Below are 18121 nucleotides of genomic sequence, written 5' to 3'. Positions count from 1 at the left end.
GCGGGAACAGATGCGCCCGGAGCGTCATCCAAGTCCCTAAGCCCCCAAGTTCCCAAGTCCCCATATGAAGCATAAACTACTGGCCGCCGCGGCCCTGCTGACTACCACCGTTTCGGCTACGGATGCCTGGGCGCAGAAGACGCGTGGCAAGATTGAGGACGCCGAAATTGAGATTGTGAAGGAGCGGGTAAATGAGCTGCCCGAGGCTACCCGCAACTTCGAGAAAGTAAAGATTGAAGCCCCGGCCAAAACCGGCGAGGCTGTCGGCTACACCTACCCCGACTTCCGCCTGCCAGCCGATAAGCTCAACCCCTCAGTGCGGGTGCTCACCATTCGGCAGGAAGAATTGGCTCCGCTCACGGGCAACTACCTCAAGGCCGCCCTGGGCAACTACGGCACCGCCTACGGCCGGGCCTACCTGCACAACACCCGCTCCGAGTCGGCCTCCTACGGGCTCGACTTCCAGCAACTCTCGTCCTCGCGCGGGCCCATCGACAAGAAGAACTCCAGCCAGGCCCAAACGAGCTTGGGCCTTAACGGAGAAACCTACAGCGGCCCCGTGGCGCTGGGCGCCAAAATCGACTTGGGCCGTGAGCGGTACAACTTCTATGGCTACAACCGCAACGTCGCCGATTTGCCCACCCAGGACAGCATCAAGCAGGTGTTCAAGCGGGCGGCCCTGAAGGTGTACGCCCGCAACCGCGCCCAGGATGCGGCCTTCCAGTACGACCTGGGCCTGGGCTTCAACTACTGGAGCGACTACTACCAGGCCCGGGAAAGCAACGTGTACGCTTCCCTGCGCTCGGGCTACCGCCTGGGTGAAACCAGCCGCGTGAGCATCAACGGCGACGTGTCGTTCCTGTCCCACAAGGATTCTCTGACCGTGAGCCGGCCCTTCGTGCAGGTAACGCCCGCCTACGAGGTAACCCTGAACCGGCTGGCCCTTTCGGTGGGCGCTACCCTGGGCTACACCGGCGACACCATTGGCAAAGCCCGGCAGTTCAACGCCTACCCGGCCGTGCGGGTCGCCTACACTGTAACGGAGGATAAGTTCGTGGCCTTTGCCGGCCTGGGCGGCGCCATCCAGCGCGTGACGATGTACGACCTGACCACCGAAAATCCCTGGCTGGCTCCCAACGTGCGCGTGGCCGACACTCGCCGCGGGCCTACTCTGTACTTTGGTTTCAATGCTACCCCGGCTCGGGCCCTGCAGGTAAACGCCCGCGTAACCCTGGCCAACGACCGGAACCTGTACTTCTACAACAACTCCCGCCGCGACTCCAGCAAGTTTGACCTGGTGTACGACCCCAAGGCTACCCAGCTGGTGAACGTGCACGGCGAAATTATTTACAACGCCGCTGAGCAATTTCGCCTGGGCTTTAAGGCCGATTACAACGGCTACAACGTGAAAACCCTGGCCCAAGCCTTCCACCGTCCGGCCTTTCAATCGGTGCTGTTCGGCACCTACAACCTCTACGACAAACTCCTGCTGGGCGCCGAGTTGTACACCTATAGTTCGAGCTACGGTACGGGCTACCGGCGGCCGGCTTCGGTAGGGCTACCCTTCGAAGCCGTGGTGCGCCCTACTGACACGGTCATCGACCTGAATCTGCGCGGTGATTACCGCATTATGGAAAATCTGTCCATATTTGCTCTGGGCAACAACCTCATCGGCCAGAAATACGAACGGTTCCTGAACTACCCCGTGAAAGGAATTAACGTTCTGGCCGGCGTGACCTACGACTTTTAATCTGACGCTGATCTAATGCGGCAAGGCACTTCTAACATTCCGTCATCCTGAGCTCAAGCGAAGGACCTTGTCCCGCCAGAACGATGCACGTACCAACGTACAGTTCGGCGGGGTAAGGTCCTTCGCTTGAGCTTATTGCGCGTAAGGCGCAGAAGTATGGATGCCACTTGCTTGAGGTAATCTGCCAGCCCATTTTCTTACGTACCCACCGAATGCTTTCTGACCATATTCGCACCTTGCTCCGGGACCATGACTGCGTCATCATCCCCGATTTTGGCGGCCTGATTGCCGATTACGCGCCCGCCCAGATTCATCCGGTGCGGCACACGCTGGCTCCGCCGGCCAAGCGCGTAGCCTTCAACCAGTCCCTGACCCGCAACGACGGGCTGCTGGTAGATGCCCTGAGCCGGGAGCTGAACGTGAGCACGGCCCAGGCCCGCCAACTGGTGCGCGAAGCCGTGGTACGGATGGAAACCGAGCTGGAAACCGGACAGCGCACTGAGCTGCAAGGGGTAGGCGTGTTCCGCCGAGCCCCCGGCCGCGGCCTGGACTTCGAATACACCGGCGGCCAGAACCTGCTCAACGCCAGCTTCGGACTACCCGAGTTGGTGTCGCGCCCCGTGCGCGCAACCGACGCCCTGCTGGCCCGCGAGCGGCCAGTGGCGGCTCCGCTCTTGGCTTCGAGCCGCTCGGCCCGGGCCGCCCGCGCAGTCCGCGTTATCGGTTCCGTGGCTATTGCGGGGCTGGTATTGTCGGCTAACTACATTTTCGCCGATATGTTCGGCTACCTGCCGGACAACCTGCGCCTGCATCCGCTGTCAGCCCCCACCGCGGAGGCTCCGGTAGCTGCTCCTCAAGCAGCGGCCAAACCCGCGCTTCGTCAGCAAGCTGATTTGGTTAACACGGCCCGGCCCTCAGAACTGGCCGCTACCCCCACGCCCGCCATAACTGCCGCTAACGAGGAGTGGGAAAAAGCAGCTACCCCGGCTGCCGCGCCCAAGGTGGTGGTTGCCAAGGTAGTAGCCAAGCCAGCCGCTACCCCGGCCCGCAAGGTTACCGTACCCGCCTCGGCTATTAAGCCCGCCGTAACGGTAGCAGCCGCCCCTGTACAAACTGCAAAAGGCAAACCCGCCGCCAAGCCCAAAGCTCCGGGCTGGGAAAAAGCAGCTGCTACCAATGCAACCGCCGGGGCCTCCGGCGCGACAATTAAAAGCCGGACGGGCCGTTACTACATCGTGGCCGGCTCCTACACGAGCTTGGCCAATGCCGAGAAGGGACGCCAGGCGCTGGTACGGTTGGGTCACCCGGCCCGCGTGATTCTGCCCGCGCCCGGTAGCCGCCAGTACATGCTGTCCGCCGCCGATTATCCCGACCGGGCTTCGGCCGACCGTCAGGCCAGCATCCTGCGCAAACGCATGGGCGACCTGTGGATTAAAAACTACTAACCCGAACTTGACTCCATAAATTGAAATTTTGAATAGCTAAAACGCTCAGGCAAAGCGAAATAACGCCTGGGTGTTTTAGCTATTCTTTTGCTTCTCACTTCATCCCACGCATGACGCACCTGCTTTCCCTGCTGCTGCAACTTCAGGTTGGCAGCGACGCGGCTCCCGCCGCTTCGCCCGCCGCTGCCGACTCGGCCGCTACGGCAGCCAACGCGGCGGCCAATGCCGCTTCCGGCCTCTCGCTCATCGACCTGATTCTGGCCGGGGGCTGGATTATGGTGCCGCTGTTCCTGCTCTTCTTCGTTTCCGTCTACATCATTCTGGAGCGCTACCTGACCATCCGCAAGGCCGGGGCCGTGCCCGAGTCGTTTATGCCCGGCATCCGGGGGCTGATGGTGAAAGGTGATTTGCAGGGAGCCAAAATGCTCTGCGCCCAGAACCCCACGCCGCTGGCCCGCATGATTGAGAAGGGTATCCGCCGCATTGGCCTCCCCCTCAAAGAAATCGAAACCAGCGTGGAAAACGTGGGCAAGATTGAAATTGCCCGCCTCGAGAAGAACATCAACGTGCTGGGCATTGTGGCTGGTATTGCGCCCATGCTCGGTTTCGTGGGTACGATTATTGGCGTAATCAAAATCTTCTACGCCATTAGCTCCACCGGCGACTTCGGCATTGCCCAGATTTCGGGCGGTCTGTACACCAAAATGGTTACCTCAGCGGCCGGCCTCATCGTGGGTATCATCGCCCACATTGGCTACCACTGGCTCAGCATTATGGTAGAGCGCATGGTGTTCCGCATGGAGAACTCGGCCATCGAGTTCATGGATATTCTTCAGGACAACTAGTGAATGAGTAATTGAGTGAATGAGTGAGTTGGTTTGACCAGCTGCTCCTTTGCTCATCAACCTCACTCATTCACTCAATTACTCATTCACCGCATGGACCTCAGCCGGCGCCGCAAGGTTTCTTCCCACGTGGAAACCAGTTCGATGAACGACATCATGTTCTTCTTGATGCTGTTCTTCCTGATTGTTTCCACGATGGTGAACCCCAACGTTATCAAGCTCATGCTGCCCAACGCCCGCTCGGGCAAGCAGGCCATGAAGCAGCCCATCACGGTTTCCGTGGATGCGGCCGGAAAGTATTTCATTGACCGCCAGAACATCACCCCCGATCAGCTGGAGCCTGAGCTAGCCCGCCGCGTGCAGGGCCTGGAAAGCCCCACGGCCGTGCTGCGGGTAGATGCCTCGCTGAACGTGCAGAAGCTGGTGGATATTCTGGAGGTAGGCAACCGCCTCAAGATAAAGATGGTCATGGCTACCCAGGCTCAGCAAGCGTCGGGTAAGTAAACCGCTCCCATCAGTGGCGCGTGAACCAGCAGCGCTGGTCTGACCGTTACGTAGTGCAAAACAAGCGCCCCGTCTGCCGTTTTTCGGAGCGGGGCGTATTGATTACCAGAAGCTGCGCTGGCCGGCTGTTACCGGTGGGGTAGCTTCCTCAAACGACAAGTCCCATGGCAACCGAATATCGGGAAGAGCATCGGCGAGAAGCCCTCCTGGGCACAGTAATGATTAATGCGGCGCTGGCTGCCTTATTCTTCTTTACCGTGTTCAAAGGCCCCGATCCGCCCCTGGATGAGCTGGCTGGCGGCGACGGGGTCGAGCTCAACTACGGGGTCGATGAGGTCGGCTCCGGCGACATCCAGAGCCAGGCGCCCGCCAATGAGTCGAAGAACCGGGAGGACAGCCGCCCGCCAGCCGCCCAGCCCGACCCTACGCCGCCCCAGCCCGTGGCCCAACCCGACCCCACGCCGCCCACCGAGCAGCGGGTCGTCACCAGTGAGGCCGAGGAAAGCCCCGTCACGGTGCCGCCCGCCAAGAAGGTAGCTGAGGCGCCCAAGGAGGAAGTAAAGCCCGAGCCCCCGCGCCCGAAAGTGGACCAGCGGGCCGTGTTTACGCCGCGCGCCAACCGCGCCGACGGGGGCGGTAACGGAGTAAACGGCACCAGCAACGCGCCCACCGGCAACAACAACGGCGACAATCCCGGCACCGTCGGCGACAAAGGCGACCCGCGCGGCACCTACGGCGGCACGGCTTACTCCGGCGAGCCGGGCAAGGGTGGCCGCGGCACCAGCCCTGGCAGCGGCGGGCTGGAAATGGCCGGTTGGGCCGTGGTCAGCAAGCCGAATCCGCAGTTCCTGGATAACAATTCCGGCTTCGTGCGCTTCAAAATCAAGATCAACGCCGATGGCGAGGTGGAGTCCGTGACCAAAGTTTCGGGCAACGTGACGCCGGCCCAGGAAAAGGTCTGCCGCGACGCCCTGGAAAATGTGGAGTTCCGCCGCACCAGCTCGGCCGAGGGCGGGGCTACTGGGTTCTACACCTTCCGCTTTACCGTTCAATAAACGTGTCATTCCGAGCGAAGCGAGGAAGCTGGGTTACTCACTAGAAGCTAATTCAGATTCCTCACTTCGTTCGGAATGACAGCCGAAAGCGCCGCTCTACCACGTAGGGCGGCGCTTCGTGCTTTTAATGGTAGGAACACAAAGCAGATGTAGCCACTTACCTTTGCAGCCTGAATATTTGCTTCGCTCCCCATGACCTACCAGCAAACCCTCGACTACCTCTACCAGCAGTTGCCCATGTTTCAGCGGGTAGGGGAAGCGGGCTACAAGCCGGGGCTGGAGCGCACGGAGGCCCTGGCGGCGGCTACGGGCAACCCGGAGCGGAAATTTAAGAGCGTGCACGTAGCCGGGACCAACGGCAAGGGCAGCTCCTCGAACTTACTGGCGGCCGTGCTGCAGGCGGCCGGCTACAAGGTCGGGCTCTACACCTCGCCCCACCTCAAGGAGTTTACCGAGCGCATCAAAGTAAACGGCCAGGACCTGAACCCCGACTACCTCGTGGCCTGGGTGGAGCGCTGGCGTGGCTATTTCAGTGAGGTGCAGCCCTCGTTCTTTGAAATGTGCGTGGCCCTGGCCTTCGATTACTTCGCCGCGCAGCAGGTGGACATTGCCGTGGTGGAAGTCGGCCTGGGCGGGCGCCTCGATTCCACCAACATCATCTGGCCCCTGGTGTCTTTGATTACCAACATCAGCTTCGACCACCAGAACCTGCTGGGCAACACGCTACCCCAGATTGCCGGCGAAAAGGCGGGCATCATCAAGCCCGGCGTACCGGCCATCATCAGCCAGACCCAGCCCGAAGTAGCCCCGGTGTTCGAGCAGAAAGCCCGGCAGGAAGGCGCCCCGCTGCTGTTTGCCGATGCCCACTACCGCGCCGAGCTGCTGCAGGAGCCTACCCCCGAGGACGACACCCAACGCCTGCGCCTGACCTACCAGCATGCGCCCTACCTGGAAAATGTGGACCTGGGGCTGGTGGGCGACTACCAGCGCCTGAACCTGCCCGGCGTGCTGGCCGTGCTGGAGGAGCTGCGCCGCCAGGGCTTCGTGATACCAGAAAGCGCCGTGCGCGAGGGCTTGCGGGAGGTGAGCCGCCTTACCGGTTTCCGCGGGCGCTGGACCATCCTGGGCCGTCGGCCGCTGGTGGTCTGCGACACGGGCCACAACGAAGCCGGGATTCGCTTTATCACCGGGCAGCTGGCGCGGCTGCCGCAGCGACAGTTGCACATCGTGCTGGGGGTAGTCAACGACAAGGACGTGAGCAAGATGCTGAGCCTGCTGCCCCGGCACGCCACCTACTATTTCTGCCAGGCTACCATTCTGCGGGCAATGCCGGCGACGGAGCTGTTTGAAAAGGCGGCGGCCTTTGGGCTGCGCGGAAAAATCTATAGTCCGGTGCAGGTAGCCGTCCGGGCCGCGCGCGCCGCCGCCGCGCCCGATGATGTGGTCTTCATCGGGGGTAGTACTTTTGTGGTGGCCGAAATCGAAGAGCTGTAAAGCTGTCATTCCGAGCGTGAGCGAGGAATCTGGGTTCCCATCCAACGGATTAATCCAGATTCCTCGCTCACGCTCGGAATGACACCTGCTTCAGTTCCGCCAACTCACTATTTCACTATTTCACCACCTCTCCGTTTTGAGTCGAGTTAAACTGAAGCGCTTCGCCGATAACGCCGGGCGCCCCGATGTAATTGAACCCGGTAAAGCCACCTACCAGCAGCTGGGCGGGCGCTGGCACGCAGAGTTTTTTCGCAACTCCAACCCCATTACCCTGGAGGTGGGCTGCGGCAAGGGTGAGTACACCGTGGGGCTGGCCGAGCGCTACCCCGAGCGCAACTTCCTAGGCCTCGACATCAAGGGGGAGCGAATCTGGCGGGGCAGCACCCGCGCCGAGGCCCTGGGCCTGACCAACGTGGGTTTCCTGCGCACCCGCGCCCACGATTTGCTTACCCACTTCGCCCCCGGCGAGCTGCACGAAATCTGGATTACTTTTCCCGATCCGCGCCCCCGCGACCGGGACATCAAGCGCCGCCTCACGGCCCCGCGCTTTCTGGACCTCTACCAGCAGGTGCTGCCCCCCGGTGGGCTGGTGCACCTCAAAACCGATAACGAAGGCCTGTTCGATTTCACCCTCGAAACCCTGCAGCAGCGGCCTGGTGCTACCATCCTGGCCCACACCAAAGATTTGTATGCCACCCCTGAGCTGCTCCCGCACGCCGAGGACATCCAGACCACCTTTGAGCGCAAGTACCGCACGCTCGGAGTGCCCATTAAGTACCTGCAGTTTCAGTTGAGCTAGGTTGTGAGGACAGTGAGCTAATAGGCCGTCATGCAGAGCGCAGCGAAGCATGACGGCCTTCTATGAATCAAAAGTTATTATTGTCCACTCGGCTTAAAATGGGTGAATAGTCAGGGCTTCTGACCAGACTTGAGACCTCCCCGCAGATGCCATCTACTTAGTAGATATTCCCTAGTTGCGGTACAGTGGTGGGGTAGGAGAAAAGCGCCAAACTGCTAGTTTAGCGGCATGACAGCTGCTTCCATCCCCGCCACGCTACCACTATTCCCGGAACTGGACCGCCTGTTGGTGGAAGTGCTACGTAGTCTTGCGCCCGCCGAATGGGAGAAACCCACGTTGGCCCCAGCCTGGACGGTGCGCGAGGTGGCCCTACACCTGCTGGATGGTAGCCTGCGCAGCCTTTCCATGCTGCGCGATGGGCACTTCGCTGGCCCTGGTCCGGCCAGCGGAGAATACGCCGACGTGGTGCGCTACCTCAACGAGCTGAACAACTCCTGGGTAAGGACGGGCCAGCGTCTGAGCCCGGCCGTGCTGACGTGGCTGCTGGAGCTGGTAGGGCCAGCGTACAACAACTTCCTGGCATCCCTGGACCCGGCGGCGCCGGCCGCTTTTTCCGTGGCCTGGGCCGGCGAGGCAGAATCGACAAACCATTTCCACGTAGCGCGGGAGTACACCGAAAAGTGGCACCATCAGCAGCAAATCCGGCAGGCAGTAGGGCAGGAGGCACCGCTATTTGACCCGTTGCTATACCGGCCCTTTTTGGCTACCTGCCTGCAGGCCTTGCCCCATCATTACCGCGCGGTAGTAGCCCCGACAGGCACAGTCGTCCGTTTTCACGTCACCGGTGAGGGTGGGGGTACGTGGTTTCTGCTTCGAGCTGAGAGCGGCTGGGTGCTGAGGCAAAACTACGAGGCGGAGCCGGTAGCCGCCGCTATTGAACTACCCGGCGAGGTAGCGTGGCGGCTGTTCACTAACAGCCTACCCCCGGCCGAGGCTGCCGGCTGCGTGGTGCTGCAGGGCCCGCCCGCGCTAACGGCTCCCGTTTATTCTCTGCTCACGGTCATGGCGTAGCGCGCCGGTCAGCCCGCAACTCCAACACAAGCGGAAGCCTTTTCGGCTAGAAAAGGCCCTCCGCTTGCTTGCTAACAGGCCCCTGATTAGTCCTCTAACTGCTCGAACACGGCTTCCATTTCGTCGAAGTCGCGCAGGCCGGGCTTGATTTCGTCGCCGCCCTGGAGCACGATGCCCGCCGGGTTGAGGGCTTCCACGTAGGCGCGTAAGCCGTTGGGGGCAAAGCCCGCGCCCAGCCACAACGGGTACTGGCGGGCGTGCTCTGTCAGGCGGATTACTTCCGCCGGGTTAGGCAGGGGAGTGGGCGCCGTAGCCAGCACGAAGCCCTGGTACAAAGGGGCCTGCTCGCGCAGCAGCATATCTACGTCTTCGGGCAGCATGTCGGGAATCCAGGAAATGAGGCGCAGGGCGGGCACGGTCAGGGTGGCCAGCTCAGCGGCGGAGTGGCGGCGGTGCAGCAGCACGGCGTGCAGGCCGCACTCCTGGGCCAAGTGGTTGATCTGCTCGATGGGTAGCGCGTCAAACTCCCCAATGAGCTGCACCCCGGCCACCCAGCCGCTCAACTCCCGGACGGTGGCCGGGGTCAGGTGGTCGGCGAAGGCCGGGTCGAGGCGAAACGTGAGGGAGTCGGACCCCATGCCGGCGCAGTAGCGGGCGTCGGAGAGGTTGTTGATGCCGCGCACCATCACGGGAACTATCAAAGCCATAGGAAGGAAGTCAGAAACAAAACAGAATAAGCCAGCACCGGGAACCGAAGCGGGCCGCTGCCTGCAATATTCAAAGAATTTTAGGGGCAGCGCACGGCTTTAGAAGCCCGCAGCGCAGCAACGAGCTTATAATGAAGCTGCTAAATCGAGAGAAAATTTTTGACCTCGTAACATCGCGCCACTTTTTTACCCGGCGCAGAACCGCTGGGCAGAAAACTCGCCCTGTCGGTTTTCGGCGCAACTGACAATCCGCGTACCTTTGCGTATTCGGCCGGAACCTTTCACGCTTCGGGCGCAATTTCATTTAGTATGAACACAACGAAAGGACGGGTGCTGGTAGCCATGAGCGGCGGCATCGACAGCTCCGTGGCGGCTGTGCTGCTCCACGAGCAAGGCTATGAGGTGGTCGGCATGACCATGAAAACCTGGGATTACGCCTCGGCGGGCGGCAGCAAAAAGGAAACCGGCTGCTGCTCCCTGGACAGCATCAACGACGCTCGGCAGATTGCCGTGGAGCTGGGCTTCCCGCACTACATCATCGACATTCGCGACGAGTTCGGCGACTTTGTCATCAGTAACTTCACCGAGGAATACCTGGCCGGCCGTACGCCCAACCCCTGCGTGCTCTGCAACACCCACATCAAGTGGGACGCACTGCTGCGCCGGGCCGACCAGCTGGGCTGCGAGTTTATTGCCACGGGCCACTACGCCCAGGTGCGGGAGGAAAACGGCCGCTACGTCATCAGCAAAGGCCTCGACGACAACAAGGACCAGAGCTATGCCCTGTGGGGCGTGACGCAGGAAAGCCTGGCCCGCACGCTGTTTCCGCTGGGCCAGCTGCGCAAAACGGCCATTTACGACTTTGCCCGGGAGCGGGGCTTCACGGAGCTGGTCAACAAGCCCGAGAGCTACGAAATCTGCTTTATCCCCGACAACGACTACCGGGGCTTCCTGCGGCGGCGGGTACCGGGCCTGGAGGAGCGCGTGGCCGGGGGCGAGTTTGTGCTGCGCGACGGCACGGTGGTGGGCAAGCACGAAGGCTACCCCTTCTACACCATCGGGCAGCGCAAGGGGCTGGGCGTGGCCCTGGGCTTCCCGGCCTACGTCACGGCCATTGACCCCGACACGAACCGGGTAGTGCTGGGCAATTTCGAGGATTTGGCCAGCACCCGCACGGTAGTAGGCAAGCTGAACATGGGCAAATACGCCTCCCTGGAAGGACGCGGGCTGGTGCCGAGCATCACCAAAATCCGCTACAACCACGACGGCTCTCCGGCCTTCCTGGAGCAGAAAGGTGACAAAATCTACATCTACTTCGAGGAGGCGGTACACGCCGTGACGCCGGGCCAGGCCGCCGTGTTCTACGAGGGCGAGGACGTGCTGGGTGGGGGCTGGATTGAGCGCCACACCATTGGCGAAATTCCTGAGCCGTCAACTCCCGTTGCCGTAGCGGCCCAGTAAGGGGGCGGCAGCGTATAAGCCGGGGCGCGGACGAAAGTTCGCGCCCCGTGCGTTATGCCCCGGCTGGGCCAGCCCGCCGCACTTAAGCCACCGCGGTGCCGTCGCCTGAAAAAAACCGGAACCAGTGGGGCCGAATGGTAGTTTCAGCGGCCAGGGGCGGGGAGTGTGCGAATCCTGTGCTATTTTTCGAGCCTTATTGACACTGTATGAACAAGACGTATCCTCTACTTGCTTTCTTGCTTCGGCGTACCGCCCGCGCTGGCGGCCTGTTCCTACTTGGCGCCGCTGTGGGCTTAACCAGCTGTGAAAACGAAACCGTACCCGTGCCAGACCAAGGCCGGAACTACTACCCCCTGGAGCAGGGCGCCTACCGCATCTACGACGTAATTGATACTTCCTACCAGGCCAACGTGCCGACCGTGAGCCGCTTTCAGTTTCGCGAGCAGGTCGATACGGCCCTGGAGCCCGACGCTACCGGCCAGCCCGTGTACCGCGTTATCCGCTCCCGCCGCACCCTGGCCACGGATGCCTGGAAGATAGACTCGGTGATTACCGTGGCCGTGAAAGGTCAGGCCTTGACGGAGCAGCGCCATAACCGCCGCACCGTGGAGCTGGTGTTTCCGGTGCAGGAAGGCAAACGCTGGAACATCAACGCCTTTAATACCCTGGATTCGCTGACGGTAGTAAACCGCTTTTACGTGGGCGCGGACCGGCCGTTCAGCATCACCCGCGGCGGGCAAACCTACCAGTACGAGCACACGGTTACTACCGTCAACGACCTGGCGCAGGACGTGAATGCGGCCTATACCACGGTGCTACGCACCACGTTTGCCCGGGGCATCGGGCCGGTGTACCGGGTGCGCCGGCGCTTTATCAGCCGCTGCGACGCGGTGGGCTGCAATCCGGCCTTTAAGCAGCAGGGCCAGTCCCGCAGCGAAGTGCTGATTGCTTCCGGAAAGTAGGAGCGCTACTCCAGTACCCGTCCGTTTTCTCAACCACCACGCCGGAGCGACTTCTCGCTTCGGCGTGGTGGTTAGTGGGGGGTAGGGTTGCCGCGAAGTAAGGGCCGTGCGGTAGTGCAAAGCGGCCCGGAAAAGGACAACATCCCGGATTCCTTCGTATCTTCCGGCAAGTCAATTCGGCATACGAATGGTTCTATCCCGCCCTTTTCTTCGCTTGGTGCTGCTTGCTGGAATAAGCACCCAGGCGCTCCTGGCCGTGGCCGCCGGCAACTACCCGCCGCGCCCGGCTACGGCTCCCGTCCGCGCGGCGGGCACGGTGCGCAAGCACCTGGTCTACTTCAAGGACAAAGCTGGCACGCCCCACAGCCTTGCCCAGCCCCAGACGTTTCTTTCGGCCCGGTCCGTGCAGCGGCGCCAGCGGCAGAACATTGCCATTCTGCCCCGCGACTTGCCCGTCAGCCCGGCGTACGTGCAGCAGGTAAAAGCCGTGCCCGGAGCCCAGCTCTGGTATACCTCGCGGTGGTTTAACGCGGCCGTGGTAGCCTGCGACTCGGCCACCCTGCTTCAGCTGCAGGCGTTGCCCTGCGTCCGCTCGGCCCGCACCCTGAACCGCGGGCTGCCCGGCACCCGCAAGCGCGGCGCCGGGGACCAAGTGCCAGCTACCCCGCAGCGCAGCACTCGCAACCAGTACGGCCAAGCTTTCACCCAGGCCCAGATGATTGGGGCGGTGAAGATGCACGAGGCCGGCTTCCGGGGCGAGGGCATGCAGATTGCCGTGTTCGACGCCGGCTTTCCGGGGGTGAACACGGCGCCGGCTTTTGCGGCCTTGTTTCAAGAGCAGCGGCTGGCCAGCACATTTAACTTCGTCGATAAAAACCCGGCCGTCTACCAGCGCAATAACCACGGTACGCAGTGCCTCTCCACCATGGCCGGCAACCAGCCGGGCGTGTACATCGGCACGGCGCCCAAGGCTACCTACCACCTCTGCATCACGGAAGATGCCTTTTCCGAGCATCCGGTGGAGGAAGCTAACTGGCTGCTGGCCGCCGAATACGCCGACTCCGCCGGGGTGGACATCATCAGCTCCTCGCTGGGCTACTCTACCTTCGACTACCCCTCCATCGACTACACCTACGCCGATTTAAACGGGCGCACGGCCCTGTCGAGCCGCGCCGCCACGGTGGCCGCCCGGGTAGGAATGCTGGTGGTCAACAGCGCGGGCAATGAGGGCGCCAGCCCCTGGCGCTACGTCACGGCCCCGGCCGATGCCGATTCCATTCTGTCGGTAGGAGCCGTCGATTCCTTGCTGGTGCGGGCCGCCTTCAGCTCCCGTGGGCCTACCGCCGACGGCCGCATCAAGCCCAACCTAGCCGCCATGGGCTTCCAGACGGCCATTGTATCGCCCGATGGCAGCGTGAACCGCGGCAACGGTACTTCCTATTCGTGCCCGGTGCTGGCGGGCATGGTGGCGGGTTTCTGGCAGGCCAATCCGCGCCTAACGGCCCAGCAGGTCATCAGCTTTCTGCAGCGCTCCGGCAGCCGGGCCGCGGCGCCCAATGATGAGGTCGGCTATGGAATTCCTCATTTCGTGCAGGCCTACAACCTGGCCAATCCCGGTACGCCCCTGGCCGCTACCCTCGCGGCGGCCCAGCAGGAGCTATTCATTTACCCTAACCCAATCAAGGAAACGGAGCTGTACCTGCAGCTAGCCGTGGGTTTTCAGGCCGTACCGCTCCTAGTGCGCATCTTTGATGCCCGGGGGGCACTGGTGGCCGAGCAGCAGGTAGCGCCCACTTCGGCCAGCGCCGTGCGCCTGCAGCCGGGCCTGCTGGTGAAGGGCGTGTACACCTGCACCATCAGCGCCGGCCGCGAGCAGCGCACGGTCCGGTTCGTTAAACTCTAGCGGCTGCTTGACTGCGCTTCTTGCTAACTGGGGTAGACTGCTCTTAACGTGGTTATGAGCAGTCTACCCCAGTTTTTAGTATTCGAGCCCGGGAAAAATGCTTGCTATTTTTATTAGCTATATGCACATTTAATTAGCTAACTTGGGACTTATTCGGGGCCGGGTTCTGTTGATTGAACACGACTGCGCGTCGATTTTACACTTCCAACTCTCTTCCAGTATGTTACAAATGATGGTCTCCAAGCGCATTGGGCGCCGGCAGTTTCACTTCACGGTGCAGGGCCCTAACTTTCACGAAGTAGTGGCCGAGTACGACCGGCTGAGCTTCCCTGATGTGCCCAAGTGTGGCCTCTGCGGCTCCGATAACCTGGACCTGACGGCCCGGGTTGCCCAGGATAAATTCAAATACACGTCCGTCAAATGCCTGGACTGTCGCGGCGACGTGACCTTCGGCAAGCGGCAGGACGACGACCAGACCGTATTTCTGCGCAAGACGGAGGACGGCAAACTGGACTGGCGCGCCTGGGAAAAGCCCAGCTAGGCTACCCCAGCTCGCACGCCCACGCTTACTTTCATATAGAGGCCCCGGAATACTAGCTGTTTCGGGGCCTCGTTATGCTGACTACGCTTATGGTACCCCGTTAGGTGCGAAGTTGCTACCCCCTGGATTCGCCGCAGGATTAGCTGCGCCCCTTACCGCCGGCTCACGGCAATCCGCTACTTTCGCAGGATGAACTCTACCCGTCGTATGGCCCCGCTGCTGGCACCCTCCCTCTTGGCCGCTGATTTTGGCAATCTGCAATCCGAAACGGAGCGGCTGGCCGGCTCCGCCGCCGACTGGCTGCACTTCGACGTGATGGACGGGCGCTTCGTGCCCAATATTTCCTTTGGCATTCCGGTGTTGCAGGCCGTACACCGCCACGCCCAGCAGCCCATCGACGTGCATTTGATGATTGAGGAGCCCCAGCACTTTCTCAGCGCCTTCCGCGAGGCAGGCGCGGCCAACATTACCGTGCACTACGAGGCCTGTACCCACCTGCACCGGGTTATTCAGCAAATTAAGCAGCTGGGGTGCCGGGCCGGGGTAGCCCTGAACCCCCACACGCCCGTTTGGGTGCTCGAGGACATTGCCGCCGACCTTGACCTGGTCTGCGTGATGTCGGTGAACCCGGGCTTTGGGGGGCAGGCCTTCATTCCTAACACCCTGCGCAAAGTAGCCGCCCTCAAGGAGCTGCTGGTCGATAGTGGCTCGGCGGCCCTGATTGAAATTGACGGCGGGGTAACCCTGGACAACGCCGCGGCCCTGGTGGAAGCCGGCGCCGATGTGCTGGTGGCGGGTTCCTTTGTGTTTAATTCTCCCGACCCGGTGGCTACGCTGGCCCAGATGCGCCAGCAACTCTCGGCCCTGGCCGCGGACACCGAAGACTACAACTAAGCCGCCCGGATGCCGAAACTTTTCCGTTCTCGCTCGGGGCTGTGGCTGCCCCTGCTGTTGCAGGCCGTGCCCGTGGGGGCGGTGCTGACCCTGACCGTGAGCCCGGTGAGCACCGTGCAGGCCCAACAAACGGCCCGCGTACTCGTGACGGGCACCGTGCGCGACGCGGCCGGGCAGCCCCTGGAGCAGGTAGCGGTAGGAGTGGAGGGCCTGGTGGGCGGCACCAGCACCGACGACCGGGGCCGGTTTGCCCTGCCGGTGGTGCGTCCACTCAGCGGCAAAGCGCCCGTACTGGTGGTGCGCCGGCTGGGCTACCAAACCCAGCGCCTGACGCTGAACCTGCAGGAGCAGCGTGAGCTGACCCTTACGCTGAGCGAGGATACCCGGGCCCTGGGCAACGTAACCGTGCGGGGCCGCACCGACGCAACGGACACCCGGGAGCAAGTCAGTATTATTCCCCTGGACCCGCGCGCCGCCAAGGAAATTCCTTCCCCCTTCGGCGACTTCAGCGCCGTACTGAAAACCCTACCGGGGGTAACCAGCACCAATGAGTTAACCAGTACCTACTCGGTGCGGGGCGGTAACTACGAGGAAAACCTGGTCTACGTCAACGGGTTTGAGGTGTACCGGCCGTTTCTGGTGACGGCCGCCACGCAGGAAGGGCTCAGCTTTATTAATCCGGATCTGGTAAACCGGGTGGAGTTTTCCACCGGGGGCTGGCAGCCGAAGTTTGGCGACAAGCTGTCCTCGGTGCTTAATGTGGAGTACAAGCAGCCCGCCACGTTTGGCGCCTCCGCCACGGCCAGCTTGGTGGGCGGCACGGCCCACGTGGAGGCAGCCTCGCCTAGTAAGCGGGTCAGCTACCTGGCTGGGGTGCGCTACAAGAATGCCACCTACGTATTCAACTCCCTGCAGCAGCAGCAGGGCCGCTACAACCCCACGTTCTACGACGCACAAAGCCTGATTACCCTGGCCCTGGGGCCGCGGGAAAACCTGGAGCGCACCACGCTTAGCGTGTTTAACACGTTTGCCCACAACGACTTTCGCTTTAACCCCGAAAGCGGGGAAAGTACGTTTAGCACCGCCGCCAACCAGCTTTCCCGCCTCTACATCCTCTACGGGGGGCAGGAGCGCATGCAGTACGATACGTACCAGGGCGGACTGAATCTGCGGCACGCGCTACGGTCCAACGTGCAGCTGGAGTTGCTGGGAGGATTGCTGTATTCGCGGGAGTTTGAGTACCGCGACGTAGAAGCAGCCTACAGCATTGCCGAAATCAACCGCGACCCGGACTCGGAAGACTACAACGGCGACCTGGACCGCCGGGGGCTGGGCTCGCGCTTCGACCACTCCCGCAACAACCTCACCGCCCGTATTGCCACCCTGGAAACCCGCGGCACCTGGACGCCCGGGGAGCGAAGCGCCGTGCGCTGGGGGCTGAAAGTGGGGCGGGAGCGAATTCAGGATGAGCTCAACGAGTACAGCTTCACCGACTCGGCTAACTACGTGCCCGATGCCCGCCGCCGCCGCCTGCGCTCCGACTTGGGGCTGGAAAGCACCCGCACTCAGGGCTACGTGCAGCACACCTACCAGCTGGATTCGCTGAAAACCCTGACCTACGGCCTCCGGCTTAGCTACTGGACCGTCAATCAGCAGCTCAACCTCAGCCCCCGGGTACAATACGCCTTTACCAGCGCCCGCAACCCGCGCGTGTCCTGGAAGGCCGCGGCCGGGGTGTACTACCAGCCACCCTTCTACCGGGAGCTGCGCTACCAGTCTGGGGCTCTGCAAGCTCAGCAGGGTCAGCTGAATCCGGAGTTGCGGGCCCAACGCTCCCTGCATTTCATCGTCGGCAACGAGCTGCGCTTTACCAAGTGGGGCCGCCCGTTTCGCTTTACCGGCGAGGCTTACTATAAGTACCTGACCGACGTAGTCCCCTACGACATCGACAACGTGCGCCTGCGCTACTACGCCCAGAACAACGCCACAGCCTACGCCGCCGGCCTCGACGCCCGCGTAAGCGGGGAGTTTATTCCCGGCACCGAGTCGTGGTTTAGCCTGGGCGTGCTCACTACCCGCGAAAACCTGGCCGGGGATTCTATTAACATCTTCAGCGAAGATCAGAAGACAATCATCGGCCGTGAGCCCAAGGGCTACATTCGCCGGCCCTCCGACCAGCGCCTGAACCTGGGCGTGTTTCTGCAGGATAACCTGCCGGGCAACCCCTCGGTGAAAGGCTACGTGAACCTGGTATTTGGCACGGGCCTGCCCTTCAGTCCGCCCGATAACCCGGATTTGCGCGGCACCAACAAACTCACCCGGGCCTACAAGCGCGTGGATCTGGGCTTTACCAAAGTGCTGACGTTGCGCACTGCCGTGGAGGAAGCCAGTGGCCGCGCCGTGCAGCTTAAAACCCTGTGGGCCAGCCTGGAAGTGCTTAATGCCCTGGGCGCCGACAACCTGGCCGGCTACAACTACATTCAGGACCTGAATGGCCGCCTCTACGCCATCCCCAACTTCCTCTCGCGCCGGCTCGTGAACCTGCGGGTAACGGCTCGTTTCTGATTGGCCCATCCGCCGAGAATGGAACCTGCTACCTTCTAAGAGCAGAAGCCTTGCCTCCTGCGTTTGGCGGGGCTTGTGCTCTTAGAAGGTAGCAGGTTCTATTACCTGACAGGACCAGTGCCGTC

The 18121-nt window shown here is 62.1% G+C and carries 15 protein-coding genes; 14 read left to right on the top strand and 1 reads right to left on the bottom strand.

Annotated elements, in window-relative coordinates; translation table 11 throughout:
- Positions 1–64: 64 nt before the first annotated feature.
- From IEW18_RS14230 to IEW18_RS14195, 8 genes are all read left to right on the top strand, one after another.
- Complete coding sequence (locus tag IEW18_RS14230; RefSeq protein ID WP_188558531.1) at positions 65–1750, top strand: TonB-dependent receptor; 1686 nt, start codon at positions 65–67, stop codon at positions 1748–1750.
- Between the two features lie 212 nt (positions 1751–1962).
- Entirely contained in the window at positions 1963–3195 is a 1233-nt protein-coding gene (locus IEW18_RS14225) for an HU domain-containing protein (RefSeq protein ID WP_188558530.1), read from the top strand.
- A gap of 110 nt (positions 3196–3305) precedes the next feature.
- A complete protein-coding gene (locus IEW18_RS14220) occupies positions 3306–4040 on the top strand; it encodes a MotA/TolQ/ExbB proton channel family protein (RefSeq protein ID WP_188558529.1) in 735 nt (244 codons plus the stop codon).
- 93 nt (positions 4041–4133) lie between these two features.
- Positions 4134–4544 carry an ExbD/TolR family protein gene (locus IEW18_RS14215; RefSeq protein ID WP_110979256.1) on the top strand — a complete coding sequence of 137 codons (411 nt, stop codon included), beginning with the start codon at positions 4134–4136 and terminating at the stop codon, positions 4542–4544.
- 164 nt (positions 4545–4708) lie between these two features.
- Positions 4709–5599 (top strand): hypothetical protein, encoded by an 891-nt coding sequence (locus IEW18_RS14210; RefSeq protein ID WP_188558528.1) that lies wholly within the window; start codon positions 4709–4711, stop codon positions 5597–5599.
- 192 nt (positions 5600–5791) lie between these two features.
- Positions 5792–7093 carry a bifunctional folylpolyglutamate synthase/dihydrofolate synthase gene (locus tag IEW18_RS14205; protein ID WP_188558527.1) on the top strand — a complete coding sequence of 434 codons (1302 nt, stop codon included), beginning with the start codon at positions 5792–5794 and terminating at the stop codon, positions 7091–7093.
- A 136-nt stretch (positions 7094–7229) separates the two neighbouring features.
- Entirely contained in the window at positions 7230–7892 is a 663-nt protein-coding gene (gene trmB, locus IEW18_RS14200; protein ID WP_188558526.1) for a tRNA (guanosine(46)-N7)-methyltransferase TrmB, read from the top strand.
- A 228-nt stretch (positions 7893–8120) separates the two neighbouring features.
- Positions 8121–8963 carry a maleylpyruvate isomerase N-terminal domain-containing protein gene (locus tag IEW18_RS14195; protein WP_188558525.1) on the top strand — a complete coding sequence of 281 codons (843 nt, stop codon included), beginning with the start codon at positions 8121–8123 and terminating at the stop codon, positions 8961–8963.
- An 86-nt stretch (positions 8964–9049) separates the two neighbouring features.
- On the opposite strand, the gene IEW18_RS14190 is transcribed toward IEW18_RS14195, so the two are convergent.
- Positions 9050–9670 (bottom strand): beta/alpha barrel domain-containing protein, encoded by a 621-nt coding sequence (locus tag IEW18_RS14190; protein WP_188558524.1) that lies wholly within the window; start codon positions 9668–9670, stop codon positions 9050–9052.
- Positions 9671–9979: 309 nt separating this feature from the next.
- Here IEW18_RS14190 and mnmA point away from each other — a divergent pair, with 309 nt between their 5' ends.
- From mnmA to IEW18_RS14160, 6 genes are all read left to right on the top strand, one after another.
- Complete coding sequence (gene mnmA / locus IEW18_RS14185; protein ID WP_188558523.1) at positions 9980–11131, top strand: tRNA 2-thiouridine(34) synthase MnmA; 1152 nt, start codon at positions 9980–9982, stop codon at positions 11129–11131.
- Positions 11132–11367: 236 nt separating this feature from the next.
- On the top strand, positions 11368–12093 hold the full coding sequence (locus tag IEW18_RS14180; RefSeq protein ID WP_188558522.1) for a hypothetical protein: 726 nt from the start codon (positions 11368–11370) through the stop codon (positions 12091–12093).
- Positions 12094–12310: 217 nt separating this feature from the next.
- Positions 12311–13996, top strand: coding sequence for a S8 family serine peptidase (locus IEW18_RS14175; RefSeq protein ID WP_229728763.1), 1686 nt, complete (start codon positions 12311–12313; stop codon positions 13994–13996).
- A gap of 220 nt (positions 13997–14216) precedes the next feature.
- Positions 14217–14537, top strand: a complete 321-nt coding sequence (locus IEW18_RS14170) for a hypothetical protein (RefSeq protein ID WP_188558520.1) — start codon at positions 14217–14219, stop codon at positions 14535–14537.
- Positions 14538–14726: 189 nt separating this feature from the next.
- Complete coding sequence (gene rpe, locus IEW18_RS14165; RefSeq protein WP_373285731.1) at positions 14727–15431, top strand: ribulose-phosphate 3-epimerase; 705 nt, start codon at positions 14727–14729, stop codon at positions 15429–15431.
- Between the two features lie 9 nt (positions 15432–15440).
- Positions 15441–17996, top strand: a complete 2556-nt coding sequence (locus tag IEW18_RS14160) for a TonB-dependent receptor (protein ID WP_188558519.1) — start codon at positions 15441–15443, stop codon at positions 17994–17996.
- Positions 17997–18121 lie beyond the last annotated feature (125 nt).

The organism is Hymenobacter glacieicola (assembly GCF_014640315.1).
Classification (GTDB): Bacteria; Bacteroidota; Bacteroidia; order Cytophagales; family Hymenobacteraceae; genus Hymenobacter; species Hymenobacter glacieicola.
The sequence above is the reverse complement of the archived record's forward strand: the minus strand, read 5'-3'. Positions and strand labels throughout refer to the sequence as shown.